Here is a 24,568-nt window from a genome sequence, read left to right on the forward strand (position 1 = left end):
TTAGGGCGGGCCGCGAAACTGTCAAACAAAATGCGCAGGCCGCGCGAAATTATCGGTGAGCCGAGTCAATGGTTAAGAGCTTCTTTACCAATTTGTCGGTAATTTGACGCCATGGCGATCCCGACGCTCCTGAAGCCCCGGATGCTCCTCGCGATGACCGCGGCGCTGGCGCTGTCCGCCTGTTTCGGCGCTCCCGACGCGATGAAGCAATATGGCGGCAAGCGGCCGGGCGCATCGAAGCCCGATCGCCCCCAGAGCGTGGGCACCCCCTCCTTCACCAGCGCCGAGGCGAAGCAATGCGCGTTCGACCTCCAGCGGGCGGGCGTGCGCTTCACCCCGCTTCCCAACGAGGATCATGGCGGCGGCTGCACCTCGATCGATTCGGTGAAGCTGCTCGACATCGGCACCCCGGTCACCAACCTCGGCGCGATGACCTGTCCGCTCGCGCGCAACTTCGCCGCCTGGGCGCAATATGCGGTGCGCCCCGCGGCGCGTGCCTATTTCGGCACCGAGGTGGTGAAGATCGAGACCTTCGGCACCTACAGCTGCCGCAACATCTATGGCGGCCGATCGGGGCGACTGTCGCAGCATGCTTCCTCGAACGCGGTCGATGTCGCGGGCTTCGTGCTCGCCGATGGGCGGCGGATCATGCTCGACGGCGGCTGGAATGGCGACAAGACGTCGCAGGATTTCCTGCGCGCGCTGCACAAATCGGCGTGCCGGCGCTTCGGAACCGTGCTCAGTCCCGATTACAATGCGGCGCACTATAATCATTTCCATCTCGACATGAGCGGCAACGGATATTGCCGCTGACTTGGCAAAGCGCGGGGAAGTCGCTAGCCGCTCCCTAATGACAAAAGAGAAACAACCCCATCGTTCGCGGTTCCACAAGGCCAAGGACGACGCCGAATTCGCCCAGCAGGCGACCTCCACCCCCCAGACCGCCAGCACGGCCTATCGGCTCGCCTTTCAGGACACCGACTTCCTGCTGCGCGAGGATCTGCGCCCGGTCCGCTTCCAGCTCGAACTGCTCAAGCCCGAACTGCTGCTCGACGAGGCGAAGATCGAATCGACGCTCGTCATCTATGGCTCGGCGCGAATTCCCGAGCCCGGCGAGGCCGATGCGCTCGAGACCGCGGCGACCGACGACGCTTCGCGCAACATCGCGCGGCGACTGAAGGCCAAGGCGAAATATTATGAGGAAGCGCGGAAGCTCGCGCGCCTGGCAAGCCAGGTGCCGGTCGACGCCAATGGCGACCGCCATTTCGTGGTCTGCTCGGGCGGCGGGCCGTCGATCATGGAGGCCGCGAACCGCGGCGCCGCCGACGAAGGGCGCGAATCGATCGGGCTCAACATCGTTTTGCCGCACGAACAGGCGCCGAACCGCTATGTGACCCCGGAGCTGAGCTTTCAGTTCCACTATTTCGCGCTCCGCAAGATGCACTTCCTGCTCCGCGCGCGCGCGGTCGCGGTCTTTCCGGGCGGCTTCGGCACCTTCGACGAGATGTTCGAGCTGCTGACGCTGATCCAGACCGGCAAGATCAAGCCGATCCCGATCGTACTGTTCGGCAAATCCTTCTGGAACCGCGTCGTCAATTTCGAGGCGCTGGTCGAGGAAGGCGTGGTCAGCGCCCGCGACCTCGACCTGTTCACCTTCGTCGAGACGGCGGAGGAGGCGTGGACCATCATCCAGGATTTCTACGCGAACGCCGAGCATCACTAGAATGGTCCTCCCCCTTGATGGGGGAGGCAGCGAAACTTGCCAGCTTGCTGGCTAGTTGCAGCGGAGGGGGTGAGCTCTCGGCCTTGCGCTACCCCGCGCCATCACCCCCATCGAACTCCGCCTAATCGCTCCGCGATAAGGCCGCGTATCCTTCCCCATCAAGGGGGAAGGGGGATTATTCCGACTGCGCTTTCAGATAGAGGATCAGCGCCTTGCGGTCGGCCGGGTCGATGACGCCGGCGAAGGCCATGCGCGTGCCGGGCACGGTCTTCATCGGTTCGGCAAGATAGGTGTCGAGCGCGGCCTCGTCCCAGGTGCCGCCCTTCGCCTTCATCGCGCCCGAATAGGAGAAGCCGGGGTGTGCGGCGACCGCGCGGCCGACGATGCCATGGAGGCCCGGGCCGATGCCGTTGGCGCCGTCCTTGTCGATCGTGTGGCAGGCGACGCAGCGCTTGAAGACCTGCTCGCCCATCGCGGCGGTCGGTTCGATCGCGGCAGCCGGAGCGGCGGGCGCGTCAGCGCTCGCGGTGTCCGGGGACGGCGCGTCCTGCGGCTTGCCGCAGCCGGCGAGCGCCAGGGCGCCCGCCAGCAGGGCGGACGCCGCGCGCATTATTTCTTGGCTTCGGCGGGAGCCGGTGCGGCCGCGGCATCGGCGGGGGCAGCCGCCTTGTCGCCCTCGGCGGGCGCCGCCGCCGCGTCGGCGGCCGGAGCGGCCTCGGGCGCCGGAAGCGGCAGGTTCGAACCCTGCGCGTTCAGATAGACGATCAGGTTGGCGCGATCCTCGGCGCTCGACAGGCCGGCGAAGGACATTTTGGTGCCCGGCGCGAACTTGCGCGGGCTGGTCAGCCACTTGTCCATCTTTTCGAAATCCCAGCTTCCGCCCATGCCCGACAGGGCCGAGGAGAAGGCGAAGCCGTGCTTACCGTGGCCGATTTCCTCGCCCAGTGTGCCGAAAAGATTGGGGCCGATGCCATTGGCGCCGCCCGAGTTGACCGTGTGGCACGCCGCGCACTTCGCGAACACCGTCTCGCCCTTGGCGGGGTCTGCGGTGGCGAGCAGGTTGGCGAGCGGCACGGCCGATTCGCCGCCGGCGGCACCGGCTTCAGCGTCCTCGATCGGGAAGCCCGGCTTTTCGGGATTATGGCTCGCATTCAACATGCCCGAACCGATCGACAGTCCGAGCGCGCAAATGCCCGCGAACAGCACCCATCCGGCAATAGTATTGTTGCGATTGTCCATGCTAGCAGCCCCGTTCGCTGGCGCCCGCGGCTGGGGCGCATGATATGATTGGCCGCTCCCTTACTGGCGCGCGCGCGGCGGCGCAAGGGGATGAAGGCCGCTCGGCACAGTTGCGCGGTGCGGGCCGTCCGGCTATGCGCCGCCGCGCACTCCAGGGAAGGCAGATATGGGCAGCTATTCGGCTTCGGCGCAGCGGTTGGTCGACGAGATGAAGGCGGCGGCGCTCGCCGAACCGGCGCGCGGCCTTGCCTTTCAGGGCGCGCCGGGCGCCAACAGCGATCTCGCCGCGCGCGAATATGACGCGCATGCGCTGCCGCTGCCCTGCTATGCGTTCGAGGACGCGATCGAGGCGGTGCGCGAGGGGCGCGTCGACCGCGCGATCATCCCGATCGAGAACAGCCTGCACGGCCGCGTCGCCGACATTCACTTCCTGCTGCCCGAATCCGGCCTGTCGATCGTCGGCGAGCATTTCCTGCCGATCCGCTATGGCCTGATGAGCCGCGACCTCGGCCCGGTGACGCGCGCGATGAGCCACGAGCAGGCGCTCGGCCAGTGCCGCCAGTGGCTGCGCGCCAACGGCATTGCGCCCGTCGCGCATAGCGATACCGCGGGCGCCGCCGCCTGGGTCGCCGACAGCGACGAGGTCGGGCTCGCCGCGCTCGCGCCGCCGCACGCCGCCGACCTCTATGGGCTGACGCTGCATGGCACCGGCATGGAGGATGCCGATCATAATATGACGCGCTTCGTCGTCCTCGCGCGCGAACCGCTCGCCGCGCCGCCGCGGGATGTGCCGCTGATGACGACCTTCATCTTCGAGGTGAAGAATGTGCCCGCCGCGCTCTACAAGGCGCTTGGCGGCTTCGCGACCAACGGCGTCAACATGACCAAGCTCGAAAGCTATCAGGTCGGCGGCAGCTTCGCCGCGACGACCTTCTACGCCGACATCGTCGGCGCGCCGGGCGAGGAGACGATCGACCGCGCGCTCGAGGAGCTCGATTTCCAGACCAAATCGCTGCGCCTGCTCGGCACCTATCCGATGGCGCGGGTGCGGGGGTAATTTCCGGCGCGGGCCCGCGCCGCCGAACTCAAGAGATGCTCAGCCGCCGCGCTTGCGGAGCAGCCGCGCGGTCGCAAGGCTCTGGATGACGAACAGCGTCACCAGGATGCTCGCGACGCCCAGGCCGAAAAGGTCGAAGGCCGAGAAGCTGGTGCCGAGCACCGAGGCGCCGCCGACCAGCGGCATGATCATCGTCATCGCCATGAGCATCAGGCGGAGCTCGGTCGGCCCGCCCGCCATGTAGGAGAGACGGAATTCGCCGAGGACCTTCGCCGAGAGGAAGGTGTGGATCGCGAGCAGCAGATAGCCGATCGCGCCGAACAGCGCGACGTCGAGGCGGAAATAGGGGCTGGCCCCGATACCGCCGACGATCAGCACGATCGCGAGCCCGTCGACGCTGTGATCGACGAAATAGCCGTAGGAGGGACGCTCGATGTGGCGCCAGCGCGCCAGACTGCCGTCGAGCGAGTCGCCGAACCAGTTGACGATATAGCCGGCGAGCGACAGCCCCAGCCATTCGTCGTCGATCCAGCTCAGCATATAGCCCGCCGCGACGAGCACCGCGCCCGCGAAGCCCAGCGCGGTGAGCTGGTCGGGGGTCACCCAGCCGGGAAGGCGCGCGCACAGCCAGTTGAGCACCCGCCGCTCGCTGCGCGCGAGGATATTCTGCTGGATGCGCGTCGGCGGCTGAATTGTTGTAGCGGTACTGGGCAGATTATTGTGCATGCCGGTCTTTCGTCGATGGCCGTCACATCTGTGTCAGCCAGACGTCACGCTGCGGTCATAGGCGCGAATGCCGGGCAAGGGAAGGGCGGGCGCCGCCTGGGGGCTCGGGCCATCCGGCCAGCGTGGCGGCTCGGCGATTATCCGTCGCGGGGTGAGGCTGGGGTCCTGACCCTAGTCCCGCCAGGGTCCGATTTCGCCGACCTCGCCCACGGTGCGATAGCGAACCGCGCCGTCGAGCCATGCGATTTCCCACATCGGCGCCGGGCGCGCCCATTCGCCGATCACGAACAAGGGCAGCCGGTTCGCCGCGACGAATGCGAAGTCGTCGTCGGTCGGCCCCGGCATCACGACGCTGGGCTTCTGGTGCAGCCGCACGACCGCCAGCGTTCCGGCGGGCGGGGCAGGCAGCGATTCGCGAACCGGAAATCCGAAGCTCGCGCCGACGGCCGGATAACCCTTGTCGTCGCGCGCGATGATCAGCACCTTGTCGGCGGTGCCGAAAGGACCGCCGACGGGCCTGCCGACCGCCTTGCGCCCGACGATCGCCGCATATTCGCGGATATCGCTATCGGCGACGGGCGCGGACGGCAAAGGCGCAGGCGCTTCGGCGGCGGCGGGAGGCGGGGCCTGCATGGGCGCCGGATCGGCGGTGAGCAGCAGCAGGGCGGCGATCAATGCGCGTCGCCCCAGCTCTTGCCGGTGCCGATCTCGACTTCCAGCGGCACCGAGAGCGTCAGCGCGGGCTCGGCGGCGCCCATCATTACGCGGCGGATGATCTCGCCCGCGGCTTCGGCCTGAGCCTCGGGGGCTTCGAACACGAGTTCGTCGTGAACCTGGAGCAGCATTTTCACGTCGGACAGTCCGGCGTCGGCGAGTGCCGCGGGCATGCGCGCCATCGCGCGCTTGATCAGGTCGGCGCTGGTGCCCTGGATCGGCGCGTTGATCGCGGCGCGTTCGCTGCCCGCGCGCTCGTGCTGGCTCGCCGCCTTGATGCGCGGGAACCAAGTCTTCCGCCCGAACAAGGTCTCGGTATAGCCCTTCGCGCGCGCGCCTTCGAGCGTGTCGGTGATATAGTCCGAAATGCCGGGGAAGCGTTCGAAATAGCGGGCGATCAGCGCCTGCGCCTCGTCGGGGGTGATCTCGAGCCGTCCGGCGAGGCCCCAGCGCGAAATGCCGTAGAGGATGGAGAAATTGACCGTCTTCGCCTTACCGCGGGTGTCGCGATTGACCTCGCCGAACAGTTCGATCGCGGTCGCGGCGTGAATGTCGTCGCCGCGCGCGAACGCCTCCTTGAGCTCGGGCACGTCGGCCATGTGCGCGGCGAGGCGCAACTCGATCTGGCTATAGTCCGCCGCCATCAGCACATGACCCGGCGCCGCGATGAAGGCGTCGCGGATCTGGCGTCCGGTCTCGGTGCGGATCGGGATGTTCTGGAGATTGGGGTCGGTCGACGACAGCCGGCCCGTCTGCGCACCGACGAGGCTGTAGCTCGTGTGGACGCGCCCGGTCACCGCGTTGATCTGTTCCTGCAGCGCGTCGGTGTAGGTCGACTTGAGCTTGGCGAGCTGGCGCCATTCCAATATTTTGCGCGCGATCGGCACGCCGTCGCGTTCGAGCCGTTCGAGCTCGGTCTGGTCGGTCGACCACACCCCCGACTTGCCCTTGCGCCCGCCCTTGAGCCCCAGCTTGTCGAACAGGATCTCGCCGAGCTGCTTGGGGCTGCCGATCGCGAAGGGCTGGCCGGCGAGGCCGTGGATCTCGCCCTCCATGCGCAGCATGTCGTTCGCGAACTCGCCCGACAGCCGCGCGAGATAGTCGCGGTTCACCATGATGCCGGCGCGCTCCATCCCCTCGACGATCGCGGCGAGCGGGCGGTCGACCATTTCGTAGATGCGGGTGCCGCCCTCGATCGGCAGGCGCAGCTTGAGCAGTTTCCACAGCCGCCACGCGACTTCGGCGTCCTCGGCGGCATAGGCGGTCGCGCGGTCGAGCGGCACTTCGGCGAAGCTGATCTGCGCCTTGCCCGTCCCGCACATCTCCTTGAAGGTCAGGCAGACATGGTCGAGGTGGAGCTTCGCCAGCTCGTCGAGCCCGTGCTGATGCTTGCCCGCGTCGAGCGCGAAGCTCATCACCAGCGTGTCGTCATAGGGCGCGATGCTCACCCCGTGCTGCGCGAGCACGCCGATGTCATATTTGAGATTGTGCCCGACCTTCAGCACCGCCTCGTCGGCGAACAGCGCGTGGAGGCGGCCGAGCGCGTCGGCCATGGGAATCTGGTCGGGCTTTTCGGCGAACATGTCGGTGCCGCCGTGGCCGAGCGGAATGTAGCAGGCCTTGCCCGGCCCGGTCGACAGGCTGACCCCGACGAGGTCGCCGGTGACGCTGTCGAGGCTCGCGGTCTCGGTGTCGACCGCGACGACGTGCGCCGCGCGCGCTGCCTCGATCCAGCGGTCGAGCGCCTCGATCGTCGTCACCGTCTCGTACAGCGATCGGTCGATCGCGGGCATCGGGGGCAGGGTCGGGGTCGAGGGTGCAGCAGGCGCTGCGGCCGGCGCGGCGCCCGTGCGCGGCAGCGTTGGCGGTCCCGACGGCGCGACGCCATTGTCGAGCTTCGCCGACAGCGAGCGGAAGCCATGTTCGTCGAGGAACAGCTTGAGCGGGCCCGGCGGGATCGCGCCGAGCTTCAGCGCGTCGAGTGGATCGGGCAGCGGGCAGTCGCGCTTCAGGTCGACGAGGATGCGCGACAGTTCGGCCATCGCGCGGTGCTCGATCAGGTTTTCGCGCAGCTTCGACGGTTTCATGCCCTTGGCGCCGTCGAGCGCCGCGGTCAGATTGCCATATTCCTGGATCAGCTTGGTCGCGGTCTTCGGCCCGACCCCGCGCACGCCGGGGACATTGTCGACGCTGTCGCCCATCAGCGCGAGCACGTCGCCGACAAGGTCGGGGGTGACGCCGAACTTCTCGTTCACCGCCTCCAGCCCGATATGGACGTTCTTCATCGTGTCGAGCATGTCGACGCGCGGCGAGCCGTCGGTCGGCTCGCGGACGAGCTGCATCAGGTCCTTGTCCGACGACACGATGGTGACGTCCCAGCCCTCGCGCACCGCGGCCTCGGCATAGCTTGCGATCAGGTCGTCGGCCTCGAAACCCGCCATCTCGATGCACGGCAGCGAAAAGGCGCGCGTCGCGTCGCGGATCAGCGGAAATTGCGGGACCAGATCCTCGGGTGGCGGCGGCCGGTTCGCCTTGTACTGGTCGTAGATCTCGTTGCGGAACGACTGGCTCGAATGGTCGAGGATGACGGCCAGGTGCGTCGGCTCCTCGGCATCGTTCAGATCCTTCGCCAGTTTCCACAGCATCGTGGTGTAGCCGTAGACCGCGCCGACCGGCACGCCGTTGGGGTTCGTCAGCGGCGGCAGGCGGTGATAGGCGCGGAAGATGTAGCTGGAGCCATCGACCAGATAGAGATGATTCTTCTCGGACATGGCGGGCGGTGTAGCAGCGGTAAGGCGGGCGGCCTAGCGCGATGGTCCCGGTTTCTTCCCGGCGGCCGAGGGCCAGCTTTCGGTGTCGTGATCGGGGTGCTGGTGGTTGCTCGCCCGGATCGCGGCTGCCTCCTCGGTCATCAACTCCTCGGTGCTGCCTTCGGCCTGCAGCACGGGGATGGTGTCGATCCACGGCAGGCGCGCCTCGACGCCGAACTGCCGCTTCGGCGGAAAGCGCGCCGGTTCGTCGAGCGAGCCCGTCGTGACGCTCAGATGCGCGGCGTCCAGATAGTCATAATAAAGCGGGGTCCCGCAATCGCGGCAAAAGCCGCGTTCGACGGGATCGGAGCTCTTGAAGGTCGCGGGCGTACCGCGCGTCCAGGTCAGCGCGTCGCGCGGAACCCCGACGAGAGCGGCGAAATAATTGCCCGCCGCCTTCTGGCACATGCGGCAATGGCAGACGTGCGAGGTGTCGAGCATCGCCGACGCATGATAGCGGACAGTGCCGCACTGACAGCCGCCGGATGCTTCGGTTTCGATGCGCTTCACTATGCCGACTCGCTTGTCGCTTTGGTCATGGATGCAGGATAGGAAGCGGCGGTTCTTTCGTCGAGAGCTCGGCGAGCAGGAGGCGGACGATGGCAGAGGATGCGGGACCGGAGGGTATCGCGGTGCGGTTTGCGGAGGCGTGGAACCGGCACGACATGGCCGTGTTCGGCGAGCTGTTCCACCCCGACGCCAGCTTCGTGAACCGCTTCGGCACCTATTGGCGCGGGGTCGAGCAGATCGTCGCGGGCCATGCGCCTATTCACGAGACGATCTACAGCGATTCGACGCTGACCAACGAGGTCGCCGACGTCGATCCGATTTCGGCCGATGCCGCGGTTCTGCATATCTGGTCGCGGTTGAGCGCGGGCGCGGCGCATCCCGCGGGGCCGCACGAGGTCGATACGATGATCCTCGCGGTGGTGACGCGGCGCGGCGGCGCGTGGCGAATCCAGGCGCTCGAAAATGTAACGCTGGTCAATCCCCGAACGGGCGAGCCCGTGCTACGCGGCTGAGTTGTCCCTCACTCCCGCTCGGTCGTATCCGACGGTTTGGGAGCATGCCGGCATCGATCTAGGGCGTTGCGAGTCGATAGCCCACGGCCGGTTCGTTGACGATCAGCTCGGGTCGTGCGGGGTTCCGCTCCAGCTTCTGCCGAAGTGCCCGCACCGCGACGCGAAGGTAATCGATCTGCCCTTCCTGCGCCGGCCCCCAGACGCTGCGAAGCAGGTGCGCGTGGGTAAGCACCCGGCCGGCATGCTTGGCGAGTTCCGCAAGCACGGCGTATTCCTTGGGCGTCAAATGGACCTCCTCGCCGCGTCGGCAGACCGAGCGCCGATAGACGTCAATTGTCACCTCCCCCAGTTCGATGGGCTTCTGATCCGAACCGGGGCTGAGGTCGACCAGATGATCTATGTAGCGGTCGAGCTTTGTCGCCTCGTTTGTCAAGGTGGCAACGACCGCCCTGTTGCTTGCGGGATCGCGCCGCAGCGTGCGGGCGGCCTGCATGATGGACATGAGCCGTGGCTTCACGTCCTCTCCGATCGACGCCAGCAAAGCGGCGCGCAACCTGTCGCGTTCGCGCGTGGCGGAGAATTCGCGCGCCTCGTGCTCCAGACGGGTGCGCTCGAGGGCAAGCGCGAGCTGGTCGAGAAGATTGCCCAGGAGCGCGAGCTGGTCTTCCGGCACCGGCCGCGATCCGTCGCTACGCGCCAAGCCCAGGACTGCCATCACGGTCTGATCGGACGCAATGGGATGGAACTGCCAGTCCGCCATGCTGTCGTGCCGGAGCCCCCTCCCTGCGGGATCGCCGGTGTCGAGCGCCAGGCGCGCGGCGGCAATGTCGCCGGGAGCCAACGTCATTTCAATCGGAGCGCTCGCCAGCAGAGCCGGTGCATCTCCGCCAGCAACGAACACCGCGTTGCAACCAAGCAGGCGTGACAACTCGCCAACTGCCACCTCGGCGATATTCTGAGCCTCTCCACATGACAGCAATCGCCGTGCGAAACCGGCGATCGTCGCATTGCGCGCAGCGTGGGCCGCGGCGAGGCGTGCTTGTTCGCGCATGGAGCTGGCAAGCTGGCTCGTGACCAGCGCGACAAGAAACAGGACGAGGACCGTCATCATGTCCGCCGCGCTGTGGATCAACAGCGTGCGATAGGGCGCGGTGAAGAAGAAATTATAGGCAAGGGTCGAAACGACGGCCACAAGAAGCGCCGGGCCGAGCCCATAGAATACCGCCGCGCCCAGCACGGGAGGAAGGTAGAGAAGGACGACGGGCGCGGTGCCCCAGCGCGGCGCGATCAGCAGTCCGGCCAAGGTGGCCGCTGTGACCATCAACAGGGCTTCCCCATATCCCCGCAGGCGCGAGCCGGCGACTCTGGGTTGATAGTTCGAAGCTGGCGGGGTTGCTATCATGATGTACTCAGAGTGCTAGCGGAGGTGCTTCACGTCGAGAGGGCATTCCTCACCGATTTCCAAGGCTTTCGGTCGGAAATCCGCCAAATCCACATGGATTCTTTATGCCGGTCCAGGCCACTTCTCGCACATGACCAGCGCCAGAACCACCTCGTTCGCACTCAATGCCGCGCCAATCCCGCACGGCCCCAGGGAGAGTCTGCCAATCCTCATGCTCGGTGCGATCGGCGTCGTGTACGGAGACATCGGCACCTCCCCTCTCTATGCCCTGAAGGAGAGCTTCTTCGGGCCGCATCCACTGGCGGTCGATCGCTTGCACATCTTCGGGGTGCTGAGCCTGATCTTCTGGTCGCTGATGCTGATCGTGACTGCGAAATATGTGTTCATCGCGATGCGCGCAGACAATCGCGGCGAGGGCGGATCGTTCGCGCTCCTGTCGCTCATCTCCCGGCATCTCGAAGGAAAGCGCTGGACAGCCGGGCTGGTCGTGCTCGGCGTCCTCGCCGCCTCGCTGTTCTATGGCGATGCGATGCTTACGCCGGCAATCTCGGTCCTCTCGGCGGTCGAGGGGCTGACGATTGTCGAGGCAAGCCTGGAGCCGCTGGTGCTGCCGATCGCGGTTGCGATCCTCGTCGCGCTGTTCCTGATCCAGTCGCGCGGCACCGCCCGGGTGGGCGCGCTGTTCGGCCCGATCGTGCTGGTCTATTTCGCCACCCTGGCCACGCTCGGCGTCGTCAACATCGCGCGCCATCCCGAAATCCTCGGAATCCTCAACCCCTATTGGGCGGTCGAATTCTTCCGAAACGACCCGCGCGTCGCATTCCTCGCGATGGGCTCGGTTTTCCTCTCGGTGACGGGGGCTGAGACGCTCTATGCGGACATGGGACACTTCGGCCGCAAGGCCATCAGCATCAGCTGGCTGGCGCTCGTCTATCCCTGCCTCATGCTGAACTACATGGGGCAAGGCGCCCTGCTGCTCGACACGCCCGAGGCCGCCCACAATCCATTCTATCTGATGGCGCCCGAATGGGCGCGGCTCCCTCTGGTGTTCATTGCCACGGCGGCGACGATCATCGCCAGCCAGGCGGTCATCACAGGGGCGTTTTCCGTGACGCACCAGGCAATCCAGCTCGGTTTCCTGCCGCGGCTGCGCACGCTCCACACGAGCGAGAAGGCGGCCGGGCAGATTTACATGCCGGCCATCAATTGGGGCCTCCTCGCAATGGTGCTCATTCTTGTGCTCGGCTTCGGTGAATCGACGCGGTTGGCCTCGGCCTATGGCATCTCAGTCGTCGGTACGATGCTGATTACTACCATCATGCTTGCCTTCCTCATATTCCAGGTGTGGCGCTGGAACCGGCTGCTGGCGACCGGAACGATTGGATTGTTCGTGCTGATCGACGGCGCCTACTTCGCCTCCAACATCACGAAGATTCCGGACGGCGGCTGGTTCCCGCTGGTTGTCGCCGCCGTGCTCTTCACCGTCCTCACGACCTGGGCAGCCGGGCGAAGGCTAATGCGCGAGCGGCTCAAGGAAGCCGCCATGCCACTGCAGATATTCATCGATTCCGCCGCCTCGTCGGCGCACCGCGTCCGGGGCACGGCGGTCTTCCTGTCGGCTTCGCCCGAAGGAATCCCTTCGGCGTTGCTGCATAACCTCAAGCACAACCAGGTGCTTCACGACCGCGTGCTCATCCTTACTGTCCTGGTTGAGGAAATACCTTACGCAGACCCGGAAGGTCGCATCGAAGTCCATGACGCCGACAAGGGGTTCTACCGAGTCATCCTCCACCACGGTTTCATGGAGGACGTCGACATTCCGCGCGACCTCGCCAGCATCGATTCCATCGGCGAACCATTCAACATGATGAGTACCAGCTTCTTCCTCGGCCGGCAGAAGCTGATCGCCTCGAAGGACCATCCCGGTATGGCCATCTGGCGCGAACGGCTGTTCGCCTGGATGATGAAGAGCTCGGAAAGCGCGATGGAGTTCTTCAAGCTCCCGACCAATCGGGTCGTCGAGCTCGGCAGCCAATTGCAAATCTAGATAGCAGCTCATAACGAAGGGGCGTAAATCGCAGCACAGCGTAAATCGCCGCCGAAACTACGCCATTGCCGCCTATACTATCCATCACTCCCACTCTATTGTAAACAAGACATTTTTATCTTTTATATTCAATGGCTTATTTTCCTGCTAATTGGTAATACCATGAAAAATACCATGCTCAGAAAAGGCTTAACAATATTTTGAAAAATTGCCTACTGAGCGCTGCCGCACAGCTCCATAGGCCGCTTTCCTGGCTTTGCTTCCAGATGTATGCTCTTCTGCTCCTGCAGCTAATGGATCACCGCAAACAGGTTACTCGCCTGGGGATTCCCTTTCGACCCGAGCATCCGTATGAGACTCATGCTCGATTATTATTATTATAGAAGCCCCCATGAATAAATCGCTCATCATTTTCGGCATCGTCAACATAACCTCGGACAGTTTCTCCGATGGAGGCCGGTATCTGGCGCCAGACGCAGCCATTGCGCAGGCGCGTAAGCTGATGGCCGAGGGGGCAGATGTGATCGACCTCGGTCCGGCATCCAGCAATCCCGACGCCGCGCCTGTTTCGTCCGACACAGAAATCGCGCGTATCGCGCCGGTGCTGGACGCGCTCAAGGCAGATGGCATTCCCGTCTCGCTCGACAGTTATCAACCCGCGACGCAAGCCTATGCCTTGTCGCGTGGTGTGGCCTATCTCAATGATATTCGCGGTTTTCCAGACGCTGCGTTCTATCCGCAATTGGCGAAATCATCTGCCAAACTCGTCGTTATGCATTCGGTGCAAGACGGGCAGGCAGATCGGCGCGAGGCACCCGCTGGCGACATCATGGATCACATTGCGGCGTTCTTTGACGCGCGCATCGCGGCGCTGACGGGTGCCGGTATCAAACGCAACCGCCTTGTCCTTGATCCCGGCATGGGGTTTTTTCTGGGGGCTGCTCCCGAAACCTCGCTCTCGGTGCTGGCGCGGTTCGATGAATTGCGGCTGCGCTTCGATTTGCCGGTGCTTCTGTCTGTTTCGCGCAAATCCTTTCTGCGCGCGCTCACAGGCCGTGGTCCGGGGGATGTCGGGGCCGCGACACTCGCTGCAGAGCTTGCCGCCGCCGCAGGTGGAGCTGACTTCATCCGCACACACGAGCCGCGCCCCTTGCGCGACGGGCTGGCGGTATTGGCGGCGCTGAAAGAAACCGCAAGAATTCGTTAACTGCACATTCGGGATATTTCTCTATATTCGCGGTTCAGCAGGCATGTCCCCTTTGAGGGCGACCCGACGACAGGATAATCGACCTTATGGTGCGCAAATATTTCGGCACAGACGGTATTCGTGGCAAAGCCAACGAAGGCGCGATGACGGCGGAAACCGCCTTGCGCGTCGGCATGGCGGCTGGCCGTGTCTTTCGTCGCGGTGACCACCGCCATCGTGTCGTGATCGGCAAGGATACGCGCCTGTCGGGCTATATGCTTGAACCCGCGCTCACAGCCGGTTTCACCTCGATGGGCATGGACGTATTCCTTTTTGGCCCGCTGCCGACAACGTATAGGAAGAATAAACGCCCTTTTCACCCAAGTCCAACAGCTTTGGACCGCAGTTGACTCTTTCGACACCCCTGCGATGCAACCCAATCCGGCTGACGGGGAGCCAGCAACGCTGAAAATTTACCCTCCTCTTTCCCACTAGCGGCTCCTTTTCCGACAACCAGCACGGCGGATCCCTGCCGCGGCGCTGTGAACGCAGCATTTTGATTGGTATCGTTGGCCTTCAGGCTCGTCAGTCAAACAGACCCAGGAGCAGCTCAGCCGGTGGCGCCCGGCTTTCGGGTAACGCCCTGGTCCCGCTGGTTTCGGCTTTGTGCTTCAGGTGATCAAGGATCTGCTTGATCACTATAGGGTCTTCAATGCAGGCGATGACTTTCATGGCGCCGCCGCAGCCGCTGCAGGTCTCGATGTCGATATTGAAAACACGCTTGAGCCGTTGCGCCCATGTCATCGACGCTCGCCGTTGTGCTGGTGTTGCCGGTTCATCAGCCACCCTGACCTTGTTGCCCCTGCCCCGTTTTGCCGGCGTGACCAACGCCCGGTGCCGACTGTTGGGTGCGAACACCCCGTGGAAGCGGGTTAGGTTGACTCTGGGCTTCGGTACCAGGGCGGCCAGCCTTGCAATGAAATCCAATGGTTCGAAAATGACGTGCGTGGTGCCGTCCCGGTACGGCGTCTTGAGCTGGTAGCGCACGTTGCCGCCTCGTGTTAACGACAGCCGCTTCTCGGATACCGCCGGGCGGCTGATGTACCGGCACAGCCGTTCGAGCTTCTTGCGTTCATCGGCCCTGGCCGCCACGCCGGCGTGCAGGCTGGACCCGGCTACCTTGCCAATCCCGTCACCGAACGGATCACCACTGGTCGGCAGAGTTTGCAAAGTGAACACCTTTCGCCCCGCCTGTGAACCGACAGCGATACGGTAAGTGATCGAGTGCCCCAGCAGGGGTGTCATCGGGTCGTCATCCACCGCATCCGAGGCCAGATAGCTGTTTTCGACATCCCGTTCCAGCAGGCCTTGCCGTTCCAGATAGCGACCCACCCGGTGGGCGATGGTGTGCGTCAGCTGGGTGAGCTCTGGGCTGGTCGGCGCCTTGACCCAGCGGAAACGCGCTGAGCCGTGGGATTGCTCGACATACACACCGTCGAGAAACAGCATGTGGAAGTGAACATTCAGATTGAGCGCCGATCCAAAACGCTGGATCAGGGTGACCGCGCCCGTCTTGGCCACTTGGTGGGTATGGCCCGCTTTCTTGACCAGGTGCGTGGCAATGACGCGGTAAACGATGCCCAGCACCCACCCCATGATCTCGGGCCGGCTGGCAAACAGGAAACGCAGCTGAAACGGGAAGCTCAACACCCACTGACGCATGGGTTGTTCAGGCAGTACTTCATCAACCAGCAAGGCGGCACTTTCGGCCATCCGCCGCGCCCCACAGCTCGGGCAGAAACCGCGACGCTTACAGCTGAAAGCGACCAGGTGCTCGGCGTGGCAAGACTCGCAGCGAACCCGTAGAAAGCCATGCTCCAGCCGCCCGCATTGGAGAAATTCTTCAAATTCCCGTTGCACATAGCCCGGCAATTCCTTTCCCTGCTCTGCCATAAGCGCAGCGAATGCCGGGTAATACTCGTCAACGATCTGATAGAGAAGGGTTTGCTCGGGTCGGTGGCTCTGGTAACGACCAGTATCCCGATCCCGGCTGGCCGTCCTGGCCGCCACATGAGGCATGTTCCGCGTCCTTGCAATACTGTGTTTACATACAGTCTATCGCTTAGCGGAAAGTTCTTTTACCCTCAGCCGAAATGCCTGCCGTTGCTAGACATTGCCAGCCAGTGCCCGTCACTCCCACTCGATTGTAAACAAGCACACAAAACCCTTTAGTGACAACAATTTGCAAGAACTATCAGGCTCAGTGCCATGAAAAATACCATGACCAGATCATGAGGTTGAACACGGCTTGCGCCGGCAGCGTTCACGCTCCTGGTCGGCGATCTCGCCCGGCTGCAATGCTAGCTCAGCATCGGTCATGCGCTCCAGCACGTCGCGTAGGCGGATGGTGCAAGGAATGGGCGGCAGCTCGAACTCATAGCCGCCGGCGATCATTTCGGCCGCAATCTCCTCGGTGATGAAAAACGGCTCGTCGTCTTGGTTCGGCTTCTTCATGCCCTTTCCTCCTGGCGCTCATCCTGGCCGACAGCGGCCAGGGCATCGGCTTCCGTCAATGCGTCCTCCACGAACGCGCCGTGCTGCTTCGCTTCGGCCTGGCTGACCTCGGCCCATATCCGTTTCACCTGGGCCGCACTGTACCCGGCCAGCTCGGCGGTCTTGTTGATGCTGTAGCCGGACTTGCGCAGCGCGACAACTTGGGCGCGGCGCTTCGGATCAGCACGGCGGCCCTTGTACCGCCCGGCCTGGCGGGCCAACTCAATGCCTTGGCGCTGGCGTTCGCGCCTGTCCTCGTAGTCGTCGCGGGCCATCTGCAAGGCCAGGCGAAAAAGCATGATCTGCACGGCTTCCAGCACGATCTTGGCGACGCCCTGGGCCTCGGCCGCCAGGTCGGATAGATCGACCACGCCAGGGACGGCCAGGCGTGCGCCTTTGGCCTGTATCGAGGCCACCAGGCGCTCGGCCTCGGGCAAAGGTAGGCGGCTGATGCGGTCGATCTTCTCGGCAATGACCACCTCGCCGGGCTGTAGGTCGCCGATCATGCGCAGCAGCTCAGGCCGGTCGGCGCGTGCGCCGGATGCCTTCTCACGGTAGATGCCGGCGACGTAGTAGCCGGCGGCCTTCGCGGCCGTAGTGATCGCCTCTTGGCGTTCCAAGTCCTGCGCGTCGGTGCTGACGCGCAGATAGACCCGCGCCACCATCGGCGCGGCTACTGGCTTCGTCCTGCGCATACTTGCGGGCTCCTTTGGGCATACTCAAATGCACCCATCTTAAACTGGCAGGCCAATTTATCACATATCGATCTAAATGCGCCTAGCTCATTTTTACAGCTTAAATGAGCTATTGAGCACACTCCATATTTCGACTATTATTGAAACATGGAAACGATAAATGCTGTAGCCGCCCTGGCGGCCATCGCTCAAGAATCGCGCCTCGCGGTGTTCCGGCTTCTCGTCCAGGCCGGCCCCGCCGGCATGGCCGCCGGAAAAATCAGCGAAGCGGCCGGCATCCCGCCGTCTTCGCTATCCTTCCACCTGAAAGAGCTGGCACACGCCGGCATGGTCACGTCGCGGCAAGAAGGCCGATTTGTGATCTACGAGGCGAACTTTTCGACGGCCACTAACCTGGTGGCCTTTCTCACGGAAAACTGCTGCGGCGGCCAGGTGTGCAACCTGTCTTGCACCACGGAAGCCGGGAAGGTGTTGGCATGAGACTTCGCCATCTTTCCGACCCCGATTCTTTGCCCGCTTTGGACAAATCCTTTGCCATCGAGCGCCCGGCGCTCGGGCTGGCACCCGACGCCCCGCCGGTGCGTATCCTGCTGCTGTATGGCTCGCTGCGCGCCCGCTCGTTCTCACGGCTGGCCGTCGAGGAAGCGGCCCGGCTGCTGCAATTCTTTGGCGCAGAAACACGCATCTTCGACCCGTCCGATTTGCCGTTGCCCGATCAAGTGCAAAGCGACGATCACCCGGCCGTCAAGGAGCTGCGCGCCCTGTCCGAGTGGTCAGAGGGACAAGTCTGGTGCAGCCCGGAACGCCACGGTCAGATTACCAGTGTCATGAAGGCGCAGATTGACCATCTGCCGCTTGAAATGGCCGGCATCCGGCCGACCCAAGGCCGCACCCTGGCCGTGATGCAGGTATCCGGCGGCTCGCAGAGCTTCAACGCCGTGAACACCTTGCGTCTGCTCGGCCGCTGGATGCGAATGTTCACCATTCCGAACCAGTCGAGTATCGCCAAAGCGTTCCAAGAGTTCGACGCGGCGGGCCGCATGAAGCCCTCGCCGTACTACGACCGAATAGCCGATGTGATGGAAGAACTGGTGCGCTTCACGGCGCTGGTACGGCCGCACCGTGAAGCACTGACAGACCGCTATTCCGAACGGAAAGCGGCCGGCCACGTCATCGACGAGGCCACCGATCTTTCATCCATCGCCATTGCTCCCCAGCCACTACCAGAAAGCGAAACATCATGACCGAAAGAATCTATAACGTCCTCATCCTCTGCACCGGCAATTCGGCGCGCAGCATCATGGCCGAAGCTCTCATCAACACGATGGGGCAAGGGCGCTTCCGCGCCTACAGCGCCGGCAGTCACCCAACCGGCAAGGTCAATCCCTTCGCCGTCGAAAAGGTGGAGTCGGTGAATTACCCGACCGAGAATCTGCGCAGCAAGAGCTGGGACGAGTACGCCACGCCCGACGCACCGAAGATGGACTTCATCATCACCGTCTGCGACAACGCCGCCGGCGAAATGTGTCCGGTGTGGCCTGGTCAGCCGATCTCGGCGCATTGGGGATTTGAAGACCCGGCCGCCGTCGAAGGCACTGACGCCGAGAAGCGCCGGGCCTTCGAACAAACCTTCCGGCACATGATGAACCGCGTCCGCCTGTTCGTGAATCTGCCTCTCAAAATGCTTGACCAGACGGCCATCAAGCGCGAGCTGGCGAACATCGGCAAGACCGAGCAGGAAGCATGAGCGCCGGCGCACAGGCCATCGCCGCGAAGCCGCGCCAGGCCCCGATGAGCGGCTTCGAGCGTTACCTGACGCTGTGGGTGGCCCTGTGCATCGTCGCCGGTGTTGCGCTCGGCCAGGGCCTTCCTGACGTGTTCCAGGCCATAGGCCGCATGGAAGTGGCCCAGGTCAATTTGCCGGTGGGCCTGCTGATTTGGGTAATGATCGTCCCGATGCTGGTCAAGATCGACTTCGGGGCGCTGCACCAGGTCAAAGAGCATTGGCGCGGCATCGGCGTCACGCTGTTCGTGAATTGGGCCGTCAAGCCATTCTCGATGGCCCTGCTGGGGTGGCTGTTCATCCGACAAGTGTTCGCTCCGTTCCTGCCGGCCGATCAACTGGACAGCTACATCGCGGGCTTGATCTTGCTGGCCGCCGCGCCCTGCACGGCAATGGTGTTCGTGTGGAGCCGCCTTACCAACGGCGACCCGCTTTTCACGCTCTCGCAAGTGGCTCTGAACGACGCCATCATGATCGTGGCCTTCGCGCCCATCGTCGGCCTGCTGCTGGGCATGTCCTCGATCTCGGTGCCTTGGGACACGCTGCTGATTTCGGTCGTGCTCTACATCATCGTGCCGGTGATCCTGGCGCAGCTCTTGCGGCGGCATCTGCTCAAGCAAGGACAGGCCGCCTTTGAACGGGCCATGCAGAAGATCGGGCCGTGGTCGATGGCCGCGCTGCTGCTGACGTTGGTTCTACTGTTCGCCTTCCAGGGCGAGGCCATCATCCGGCAGCCGTTAGTGATCGCCATGCTAGCCGTGCCGATCTTGATTCAAGTGTTCTTCAATTCCGGGTTAGCCTACTGGCTGAACAAGCGGGCGGGGGAAAAGCACTCTGTCGCCTGTCCTTCGGCCCTGATCGGTGCCAGCAACTTCTTCGAGCTGGCCGTGGCGGCCGCCATCAGCTTGTTCGGTCTGCACTCCGGCGCTGCATTGGCAACCGTGGTCGGCGTCCTGGTCGAAGTGCCGGTGATGCTGCTGGTCGTGCGCGTGGTGAATCGCTCGAAGAGCTGGTACGAACGAGGTTGAACATGAGTAGGAAAAAACTGAGGAAATGATTGCAGATTGCCGCGCCGGCCGCTTCCTGGCGCATTCGATCACTGACCTGGAACACCTAGTATCCATGCTTGCTGAGGTCGCCCGATGACAGACCCAAAGAACCTAGAGAACAGGCTGCATGAGAAGGCCGACCCGGCCCGCGCCGTTTCCACTGGTCGGGTGCGCTACACACTGGCCGAACTACTGGCCGACGCGGAAGCATCCGGGGCTTACCCGCTGCCGCCGGAGGAACGCGAATGGATGGATGCGCCGTCTGTGGGTCGGGAATGGCCAAACAGTGAAGATTGAAAAAGGCGGCCAGTTCGAGTGGCCGCCCTTTCGTCATTAGCTGCACGCTTGGCGCAAGGCGTTCATTGCTTCTTGAAAATCAGCCTGTGTCGCCCGGCCCGTTTCAGCTTGGTAGTACACCACCATAAAAGCATTAGCGACGGCTTCGGCCAATGGCCCAAGGCTCCGCGCTTCCGCTTGGTTGATGTACTCCAAAGAAGAAAGAATAGCCGCTGCTTGATGCACTGCTTGCCCTGGTTCGATAATATGTTGTGTTGTCATAATTCACCTCTCCAGTAGGTGTTGATTGAAAGTGCCGGGCTGGTTGTGGCCAGCCCGGTGCGCCTACAGGTACAGCCCCGCCGCCTCCGCGAATGCTGACCGCTCATTCCTGCCGCCATTAACCTCAATACTTATCGGCTTAGTTTCGCTCTCTCTCATAGGGTCTGGCCGTGATACAAAAGCGGCTGTTTCTGTCTCTGCATCGACCTCGGTCGATTGATCACCCAGCGGCGAAATAAATACCTGGCTGACTTCTTCCCTTGGCGCTTCATCCAGGGCCGCCAATGCGGCCATGTATGTTGATGTCGTCATCGTGCTAACTCCTGACTTCGTTACTATCTGGGCCAGAATCGGCGCCCAAGCTATTGCCCTCGAACTGGCCAGATTGGCTTGCTTCTTTCGGCTCCATGCTTTCGCGTATCGAAGCAGCCAGTTTTCCGCCTGTGGTTTCGCTCACTCGCTCCTGGAATCCCTGCTTCACTTGAGAGCCGACACCCTTGGCTAACTCGGAGGCCGTGCCTGTGGCCAGCTTCGCGGCCTTGGCAAAGCCGCCACCGCTTGAGCTACTGCCGCTGTCACCAAAGCCAGCCGCTTGGGCGAATGGGCTACTGCCAGCAGTACCCGCTTCACCACCACCGTTTCCGCCACTGCTGACAACTGACCCCATGCTGGACATGTCACCGCCGGTTTCCATACTCGCTGATGCTTTCTGAAAAGCCGCTTGGAGTGCACTTGCACCTCCGGCTGCACCGGCTGCGGCACCCATAACCGCTTTACCTGCCAGGGCAGCGCCGCCAGTTGCCATACTGGCCGCCGTCACCGCCGCCCCAACTGCCGCACCCGCACCGAAGTTTCCAATTCCACCGGCTGCGCCAATACCACCACCAGACACAAGACCAGAAATCATCGGCGGAACTTTGTTGACCAAGAAAAGCAAGATGACCGATATAACCAACATCACGGCCAGTTCCTGGGATGCCATGTTCTCGCTGATTTGCGTGTAGTAGTGATTGATGAACTCTTTGCCAATCGCAACCAGAAGCACCATTGCCATAAGCTGTGCGGCCAGGCCCAGCACGGTCTTGTAGTAATTGATCGCCATGTCGGAAGTCCAACGACTTCCACCAAAGCCAAGGAAGAACACACCGGCATACAACAGAATCCAGGCTGATGCGAGCAACAGCAACAGGTTGACCGCAATCAACGCCAGGACAAACAAAACAGCCAGGGCCATTAGCTCCATGACCAGAGCAGTTGCCATCTGCCGCCATCCCAGCTCCGAGGTGGCCTGTACTGTGCGGTTGTATAACTCGAAACCAAGATCAAGGATGCTGGAGGGCCCAAGATTGCTATTGGAAAGTCCCCCCGCCTGCGCGCCCAGAGTTTGCAATGACTGAACAATCGTACCGGCGATATTCATGCCCTGGTTCGCATTCGTCAGCAACCACCAGAAAAAGCCGGTGAAGATCGTGAAGCGAACGAACTCCGCGAAGAACTCGCCAATGTCGGCCTTGCGCAAAGCCATCATGCCGAATGTCCAGACCATCGAAATCACAACCAGCGTCCAGAACAAACGCGATGCAGCGGACTCAATAGCTGGCCCCCATGTTGCGGCAGCATCATGAAAACGCTTGAGCACATCATTCATAACACCGCTGCTACTTAGCTCCTGCGCCATTGCAGGTTCAGCCAGCACCATTGTGGCGACCATCATCAAGCCACCTAGAGCAATTTTCTTTCTCATGGCGACCACCTCAATAATCATCTTTAGGGCTGGGCTTGAACTCCCACTGACGCATCTGCTTGGCCTTCTGGAATGCTCTGCATTCCTCGGTAAAGGCCTCTCGGTTCGCTTCGCTGCGCATTTCATTCAGTGCTGCCTGGAACGCATCGGGGGCACACGTCGCCGCATTTGGTTCGGGCATCCTTTCCTGTTCACATCCAGCCAACAACAGCAACGTAGCCGCGGTAGTAAAAAAGATTTTTTTCATCTCACCGCCTCCCTAGTAGTTGTCTGCCGGACTCGGGCGAAACGTCCAGGTACGCATTTGCTCGGCCCTGGCATCACCTCGCGCCTCGGCATCGAGTTCTGCTGCAATCCGGGCTGCCTCCGCGTTGTGTTGGGCGGTCAACATGGTGCGAATCTGCAAGAGCTGATTGGCCTGCTGGCTGGCGAGCTGGTTGGCGTAGCCGATGGCCTGTAGCTGGCCAGTTGCACCCTGGGCCGCGCCTTGCAGCCGCTCCAGGGTACGGGCGTCATCCTTCAAAGCCTTTTGCTGGTCGGCAACGGTCTGGAACAGGGCATCGTTGGCCTTCTTTTGCGACTCTGACGCCAGGCGGCGGTTCTCTTCCATCGCTGCCTTTTCGGCCGGCGTGCATCCGCCGCTGCCGTTGAAGCATGGCGAGCTGCGGTAATAGGCCACGTCCTGAAACTTGGCCAGGTAACGATCCAGGCTGCCTAGCTGGTTCTCGTAATAGGCCAGCGTGTTTTGCGCGGCAATCAGCCGGTTGATCGTAGTCTGCGCCTGATCCCAGATATACGCGGCTGGGGCCATCGTGTTCTGGAGCTGATTTTCGTACTGCTGCAACTGGGTCTGGTACTGCTCAATCTGCTTGAGCGTCTGCGCCACCGACTCGATGGCCGTCATGATGTTCTGGGCCAGGTTGCCGCCGTCGATGACGGGGATACCAGCTTGCACAGGGGCGGTGGTAGTGGTGATAAAGCCGGTTGCGAGTGCAACGGCTAGAGCGGTTTTTTTAGCCGCTAAAATTTTGGACTTCATGGTCGTACTCCGTCGATGAAAAGAAGGCATTGCCTTGACCAAGCGTTGTGCTTGTTCTCGGCAACGTTTCATCGAAGAGCTACGCCACTAGCTGATCGGTATTGCCCTTGGCGCTGAGGCCCGGACTTACAAACGTAAAACTACTCTGTTTTTTTATCGCTTTCGGACAAGCCAACTTCCCGGCCAATCTCTTCAAGCTCTAGCGGCTGTACTGCCGCCGTCAGTATTTCGCGTATTTCCGCGTCGGTGCTCCTATCGTTGAGCGCTGCTCGAACTTTCAACGCACGGTGCACCTCGGCGGGTAAATTCCTGATAAGCACATTTGCCATATCAATACCCTTTTGGTGTACCCGACAACCATGCTATCAAAGATATTAAAAATAGCAAGACCTATACTCTTGCAACCGGCGGTAGCCGATCAGCCCCGCAGGGCAGGATTCCCGTTGAGTGCCCCCGGCGCGAATAAGGGACAGTGAAGATAGATAACCGGCTTGCCGGTTAGCTAACTTCACCCATCCTGCCCGCATTTCACCCACTATTGAAAATCTAGCGCATATCGAACGTAAAGCGTTTTATCGTCAAACAAACACCGATTCTTGGCAACATAACCGTAATCGTCACCAAATCGGCCTGCAATCGACATAGTCGCTTCAAAATCGCTGCTCAATCGGCTTTAAATCGGAACCTAAAATGCCAACAATCGACACAAACCATTCGCCCCGATGGGGCGAGTTGGACGCCAAAAAAGAAGGGCATAACCCGCCCCTCAAGTGTCAATGAACACAAGAAATTTGCCTCCCCTCCCGTCATACCACTAAGGCGACGTATTGATACTTGAGGGGCAACCTTTCCTGATGTTGACACCTTCACGCAGGTTACTGGTTATGGGCGTCCAACACACACGGCTCATTCCTGCTTGGTAATAATAAGAATAATAATCTTCTTATTATTCTTACCGAACGAATGGGCACTGCTTAGCCATTTCACGTTTCGAGCCAAGGTTTCAGTACAGATAACTACAAGTGCACACAGCGGCCCTCCAGCACCGTTAGACGCAGATTCTGCTTCAGCTCATGGAATAAGGGACTCCGGGTTGTTTTCCCCTCTCACAAGGCGTTTCAGCGGCCACTGAAGCCGCCTTCTCTTCTTGGCGTTAAACCATCGGCCTATGGCCGATTGATAAAGCCCGCCAGGGCTTTATTGGCAAGGTCAGAACGCGCC

At 62.4% G+C, this 24,568-nt stretch carries 26 protein-coding genes and 1 pseudogene; 11 read left to right on the forward strand and 16 right to left on the reverse strand.

Annotated features, from left to right (window positions below):
• The first annotated feature begins 111 nt into the window (after nucleotides 1-111).
• Together ACOTSS_RS02085 and ACOTSS_RS02090 are read left to right on the forward strand one after the other, a co-directional pair.
• A complete protein-coding gene (locus ACOTSS_RS02085; protein ID WP_448689908.1) occupies nucleotides 112-813 on the forward strand; it encodes an extensin family protein in 702 nt (233 codons plus the stop codon).
• A 37-nt stretch (nucleotides 814-850) separates the two neighbouring features.
• Complete coding sequence (locus ACOTSS_RS02090; RefSeq protein ID WP_448689909.1) at nucleotides 851-1,723, forward strand: LOG family protein; 873 nt, start codon at nucleotides 851-853, stop codon at nucleotides 1,721-1,723.
• A gap of 175 nt (nucleotides 1,724-1,898) precedes the next feature.
• Here the strand turns inward: ACOTSS_RS02090 and ACOTSS_RS02095 are convergent, their stop codons facing one another.
• Complete coding sequence (locus ACOTSS_RS02095) at nucleotides 1,899-2,333, reverse strand: c-type cytochrome (RefSeq protein WP_448689910.1); 435 nt, start codon at nucleotides 2,331-2,333, stop codon at nucleotides 1,899-1,901.
• Nucleotides 2,333-2,962, reverse strand: coding sequence for a c-type cytochrome (locus ACOTSS_RS02100; RefSeq protein WP_448689911.1), 630 nt, complete (start codon nucleotides 2,960-2,962; stop codon nucleotides 2,333-2,335). Before ACOTSS_RS02100 ends, ACOTSS_RS02095 begins: the two co-directional genes overlap by 1 nt.
• Before the next feature lie 166 nt (nucleotides 2,963-3,128).
• On the opposite strand from ACOTSS_RS02100, the gene ACOTSS_RS02105 reads away from it, so the two are divergent.
• Entirely contained in the window at nucleotides 3,129-4,019 is an 891-nt protein-coding gene (locus tag ACOTSS_RS02105) for a prephenate dehydratase (protein WP_448689912.1), read from the forward strand.
• Between the two features lie 39 nt (nucleotides 4,020-4,058).
• On the opposite strand, the gene ACOTSS_RS02110 is transcribed toward ACOTSS_RS02105, so the two are convergent.
• From ACOTSS_RS02110 to ACOTSS_RS02125, 4 genes are all read right to left on the reverse strand, one after another.
• Complete coding sequence (locus ACOTSS_RS02110; protein WP_448689913.1) at nucleotides 4,059-4,745, reverse strand: CDP-alcohol phosphatidyltransferase family protein; 687 nt, start codon at nucleotides 4,743-4,745, stop codon at nucleotides 4,059-4,061.
• Between the two features lie 171 nt (nucleotides 4,746-4,916).
• Nucleotides 4,917-5,420, reverse strand: a complete 504-nt coding sequence (locus ACOTSS_RS02115) for a hypothetical protein (RefSeq protein ID WP_448689914.1) — start codon at nucleotides 5,418-5,420, stop codon at nucleotides 4,917-4,919.
• A complete protein-coding gene (gene polA / locus ACOTSS_RS02120) occupies nucleotides 5,417-8,230 on the reverse strand; it encodes a DNA polymerase I (RefSeq protein WP_448689915.1) in 2,814 nt (937 codons plus the stop codon). The genes ACOTSS_RS02115 and polA overlap by 4 nt, the downstream gene beginning before the upstream one ends.
• Nucleotides 8,231-8,263: 33 nt before the next feature.
• On the reverse strand, nucleotides 8,264-8,779 hold the full coding sequence (locus ACOTSS_RS02125) for a GFA family protein (RefSeq protein WP_448689916.1): 516 nt from the start codon (nucleotides 8,777-8,779) through the stop codon (nucleotides 8,264-8,266).
• Nucleotides 8,780-8,868: 89 nt separating this feature from the next.
• Here ACOTSS_RS02125 and ACOTSS_RS02130 point away from each other — a divergent pair, with 89 nt between their 5' ends.
• Nucleotides 8,869-9,291 (forward strand): SgcJ/EcaC family oxidoreductase, encoded by a 423-nt coding sequence (locus ACOTSS_RS02130; protein ID WP_448689917.1) that lies wholly within the window; start codon nucleotides 8,869-8,871, stop codon nucleotides 9,289-9,291.
• Nucleotides 9,292-9,349: 58 nt separating this feature from the next.
• Here ACOTSS_RS02130 and ACOTSS_RS02135 read toward each other — a convergent pair whose 3' ends face one another.
• Nucleotides 9,350-10,612, reverse strand: coding sequence for a DUF4118 domain-containing protein (locus ACOTSS_RS02135; RefSeq protein WP_448689918.1), 1,263 nt, complete (start codon nucleotides 10,610-10,612; stop codon nucleotides 9,350-9,352).
• 211 nt (nucleotides 10,613-10,823) lie between these two features.
• Here ACOTSS_RS02135 and ACOTSS_RS02140 point away from each other — a divergent pair, with 211 nt between their 5' ends.
• From ACOTSS_RS02140 to ACOTSS_RS02150, 3 genes and pseudogenes are all read left to right on the forward strand, one after another.
• The gene (locus tag ACOTSS_RS02140) at nucleotides 10,824-12,740 is read left to right on the forward strand and encodes a potassium transporter Kup (RefSeq protein WP_448689919.1); all 1,917 of its coding nucleotides are present in this window, start codon (nucleotides 10,824-10,826) and stop codon (nucleotides 12,738-12,740) included.
• Nucleotides 12,741-13,131: 391 nt separating this feature from the next.
• Complete coding sequence (gene sul2, locus ACOTSS_RS02145) at nucleotides 13,132-13,947, forward strand: sulfonamide-resistant dihydropteroate synthase Sul2 (protein WP_001043260.1); 816 nt, start codon at nucleotides 13,132-13,134, stop codon at nucleotides 13,945-13,947.
• 86 nt (nucleotides 13,948-14,033) lie between these two features.
• Nucleotides 14,034-14,276, forward strand: a pseudogene (locus ACOTSS_RS02150) (phosphoglucosamine mutase); the annotation flags it as partial.
• A 235-nt stretch (nucleotides 14,277-14,511) separates the two neighbouring features.
• On the opposite strand, the gene ACOTSS_RS02155 reads toward ACOTSS_RS02150, so the two are convergent.
• The 3 genes from ACOTSS_RS02155 to ACOTSS_RS02165 all read right to left on the reverse strand — a co-directional run bounded on the left by ACOTSS_RS02155 (nucleotide 14,512) and on the right by ACOTSS_RS02165 (nucleotide 17,174).
• Entirely contained in the window at nucleotides 14,512-16,005 is a 1,494-nt protein-coding gene (locus ACOTSS_RS02155; RefSeq protein WP_001120888.1) for an IS91-like element ISCR2 family transposase, read from the reverse strand.
• Between the two features lie 210 nt (nucleotides 16,006-16,215).
• Nucleotides 16,216-16,440: a hypothetical protein gene (locus ACOTSS_RS02160; RefSeq protein ID WP_000743213.1), complete on the reverse strand. Its 225-nt coding sequence runs from the start codon at nucleotides 16,438-16,440 to the stop codon at nucleotides 16,216-16,218.
• Nucleotides 16,437-17,174 (reverse strand): recombinase family protein, encoded by a 738-nt coding sequence (locus tag ACOTSS_RS02165; protein WP_001366550.1) that lies wholly within the window; start codon nucleotides 17,172-17,174, stop codon nucleotides 16,437-16,439. Before ACOTSS_RS02165 ends, ACOTSS_RS02160 begins: the two co-directional genes overlap by 4 nt.
• A 147-nt stretch (nucleotides 17,175-17,321) precedes the next feature.
• On the opposite strand from ACOTSS_RS02165, the gene ACOTSS_RS02170 reads away from it, so the two are divergent.
• The 4 genes from ACOTSS_RS02170 to arsB are packed head-to-tail and all read left to right on the forward strand — an operon-like array spanning nucleotide 17,322 to nucleotide 19,985.
• The gene (locus ACOTSS_RS02170) at nucleotides 17,322-17,654 is read left to right on the forward strand and encodes an ArsR/SmtB family transcription factor (protein WP_000447876.1); all 333 of its coding nucleotides are present in this window, start codon (nucleotides 17,322-17,324) and stop codon (nucleotides 17,652-17,654) included.
• A complete protein-coding gene (arsH, locus tag ACOTSS_RS02175; RefSeq protein WP_001239389.1) occupies nucleotides 17,651-18,418 on the forward strand; it encodes an arsenical resistance protein ArsH in 768 nt (255 codons plus the stop codon). The genes ACOTSS_RS02170 and arsH overlap by 4 nt, the downstream gene beginning before the upstream one ends.
• Nucleotides 18,415-18,921 (forward strand): arsenate reductase ArsC, encoded by a 507-nt coding sequence (locus tag ACOTSS_RS02180; protein WP_000140066.1) that lies wholly within the window; start codon nucleotides 18,415-18,417, stop codon nucleotides 18,919-18,921. The genes arsH and ACOTSS_RS02180 overlap by 4 nt, the downstream gene beginning before the upstream one ends.
• A complete protein-coding gene (gene arsB, locus ACOTSS_RS02185) occupies nucleotides 18,918-19,985 on the forward strand; it encodes an ACR3 family arsenite efflux transporter (protein WP_001272375.1) in 1,068 nt (355 codons plus the stop codon). Before ACOTSS_RS02180 ends, arsB begins: the two co-directional genes overlap by 4 nt.
• Before the next feature lie 354 nt (nucleotides 19,986-20,339).
• Here the strand turns inward: arsB and ACOTSS_RS02190 are convergent, their stop codons facing one another.
• The 6 genes from ACOTSS_RS02190 to ACOTSS_RS02215 all read right to left on the reverse strand — a co-directional run bounded on the left by ACOTSS_RS02190 (nucleotide 20,340) and on the right by ACOTSS_RS02215 (nucleotide 23,676).
• Nucleotides 20,340-20,564 carry a type I toxin-antitoxin system ptaRNA1 family toxin gene (locus ACOTSS_RS02190; protein WP_000211355.1) on the reverse strand — a complete coding sequence of 75 codons (225 nt, stop codon included), beginning with the start codon at nucleotides 20,562-20,564 and terminating at the stop codon, nucleotides 20,340-20,342.
• A gap of 63 nt (nucleotides 20,565-20,627) precedes the next feature.
• Nucleotides 20,628-20,876, reverse strand: coding sequence for a hypothetical protein (locus ACOTSS_RS02195; protein WP_000213809.1), 249 nt, complete (start codon nucleotides 20,874-20,876; stop codon nucleotides 20,628-20,630).
• Nucleotides 20,877-20,880: 4 nt separating this feature from the next.
• Nucleotides 20,881-22,308 carry a P-type conjugative transfer protein TrbL gene (gene trbL / locus ACOTSS_RS02200; protein ID WP_001405816.1) on the reverse strand — a complete coding sequence of 476 codons (1,428 nt, stop codon included), beginning with the start codon at nucleotides 22,306-22,308 and terminating at the stop codon, nucleotides 20,881-20,883.
• A 10-nt stretch (nucleotides 22,309-22,318) separates the two neighbouring features.
• Entirely contained in the window at nucleotides 22,319-22,555 is a 237-nt protein-coding gene (trbK, locus tag ACOTSS_RS02205) for an entry exclusion lipoprotein TrbK (protein WP_000718002.1), read from the reverse strand.
• Between the two features lie 12 nt (nucleotides 22,556-22,567).
• The gene (gene trbJ / locus ACOTSS_RS02210; RefSeq protein ID WP_000836966.1) at nucleotides 22,568-23,347 is read right to left on the reverse strand and encodes a P-type conjugative transfer protein TrbJ; all 780 of its coding nucleotides are present in this window, start codon (nucleotides 23,345-23,347) and stop codon (nucleotides 22,568-22,570) included.
• A 140-nt stretch (nucleotides 23,348-23,487) separates the two neighbouring features.
• The gene (locus ACOTSS_RS02215; RefSeq protein WP_000024442.1) at nucleotides 23,488-23,676 is read right to left on the reverse strand and encodes a FitA-like ribbon-helix-helix domain-containing protein; all 189 of its coding nucleotides are present in this window, start codon (nucleotides 23,674-23,676) and stop codon (nucleotides 23,488-23,490) included.
• Nucleotides 23,677-24,568: the final 892 nt, after the last annotated feature.

The organism is Sphingopyxis sp. NJF-3 (genome assembly GCF_053514865.1).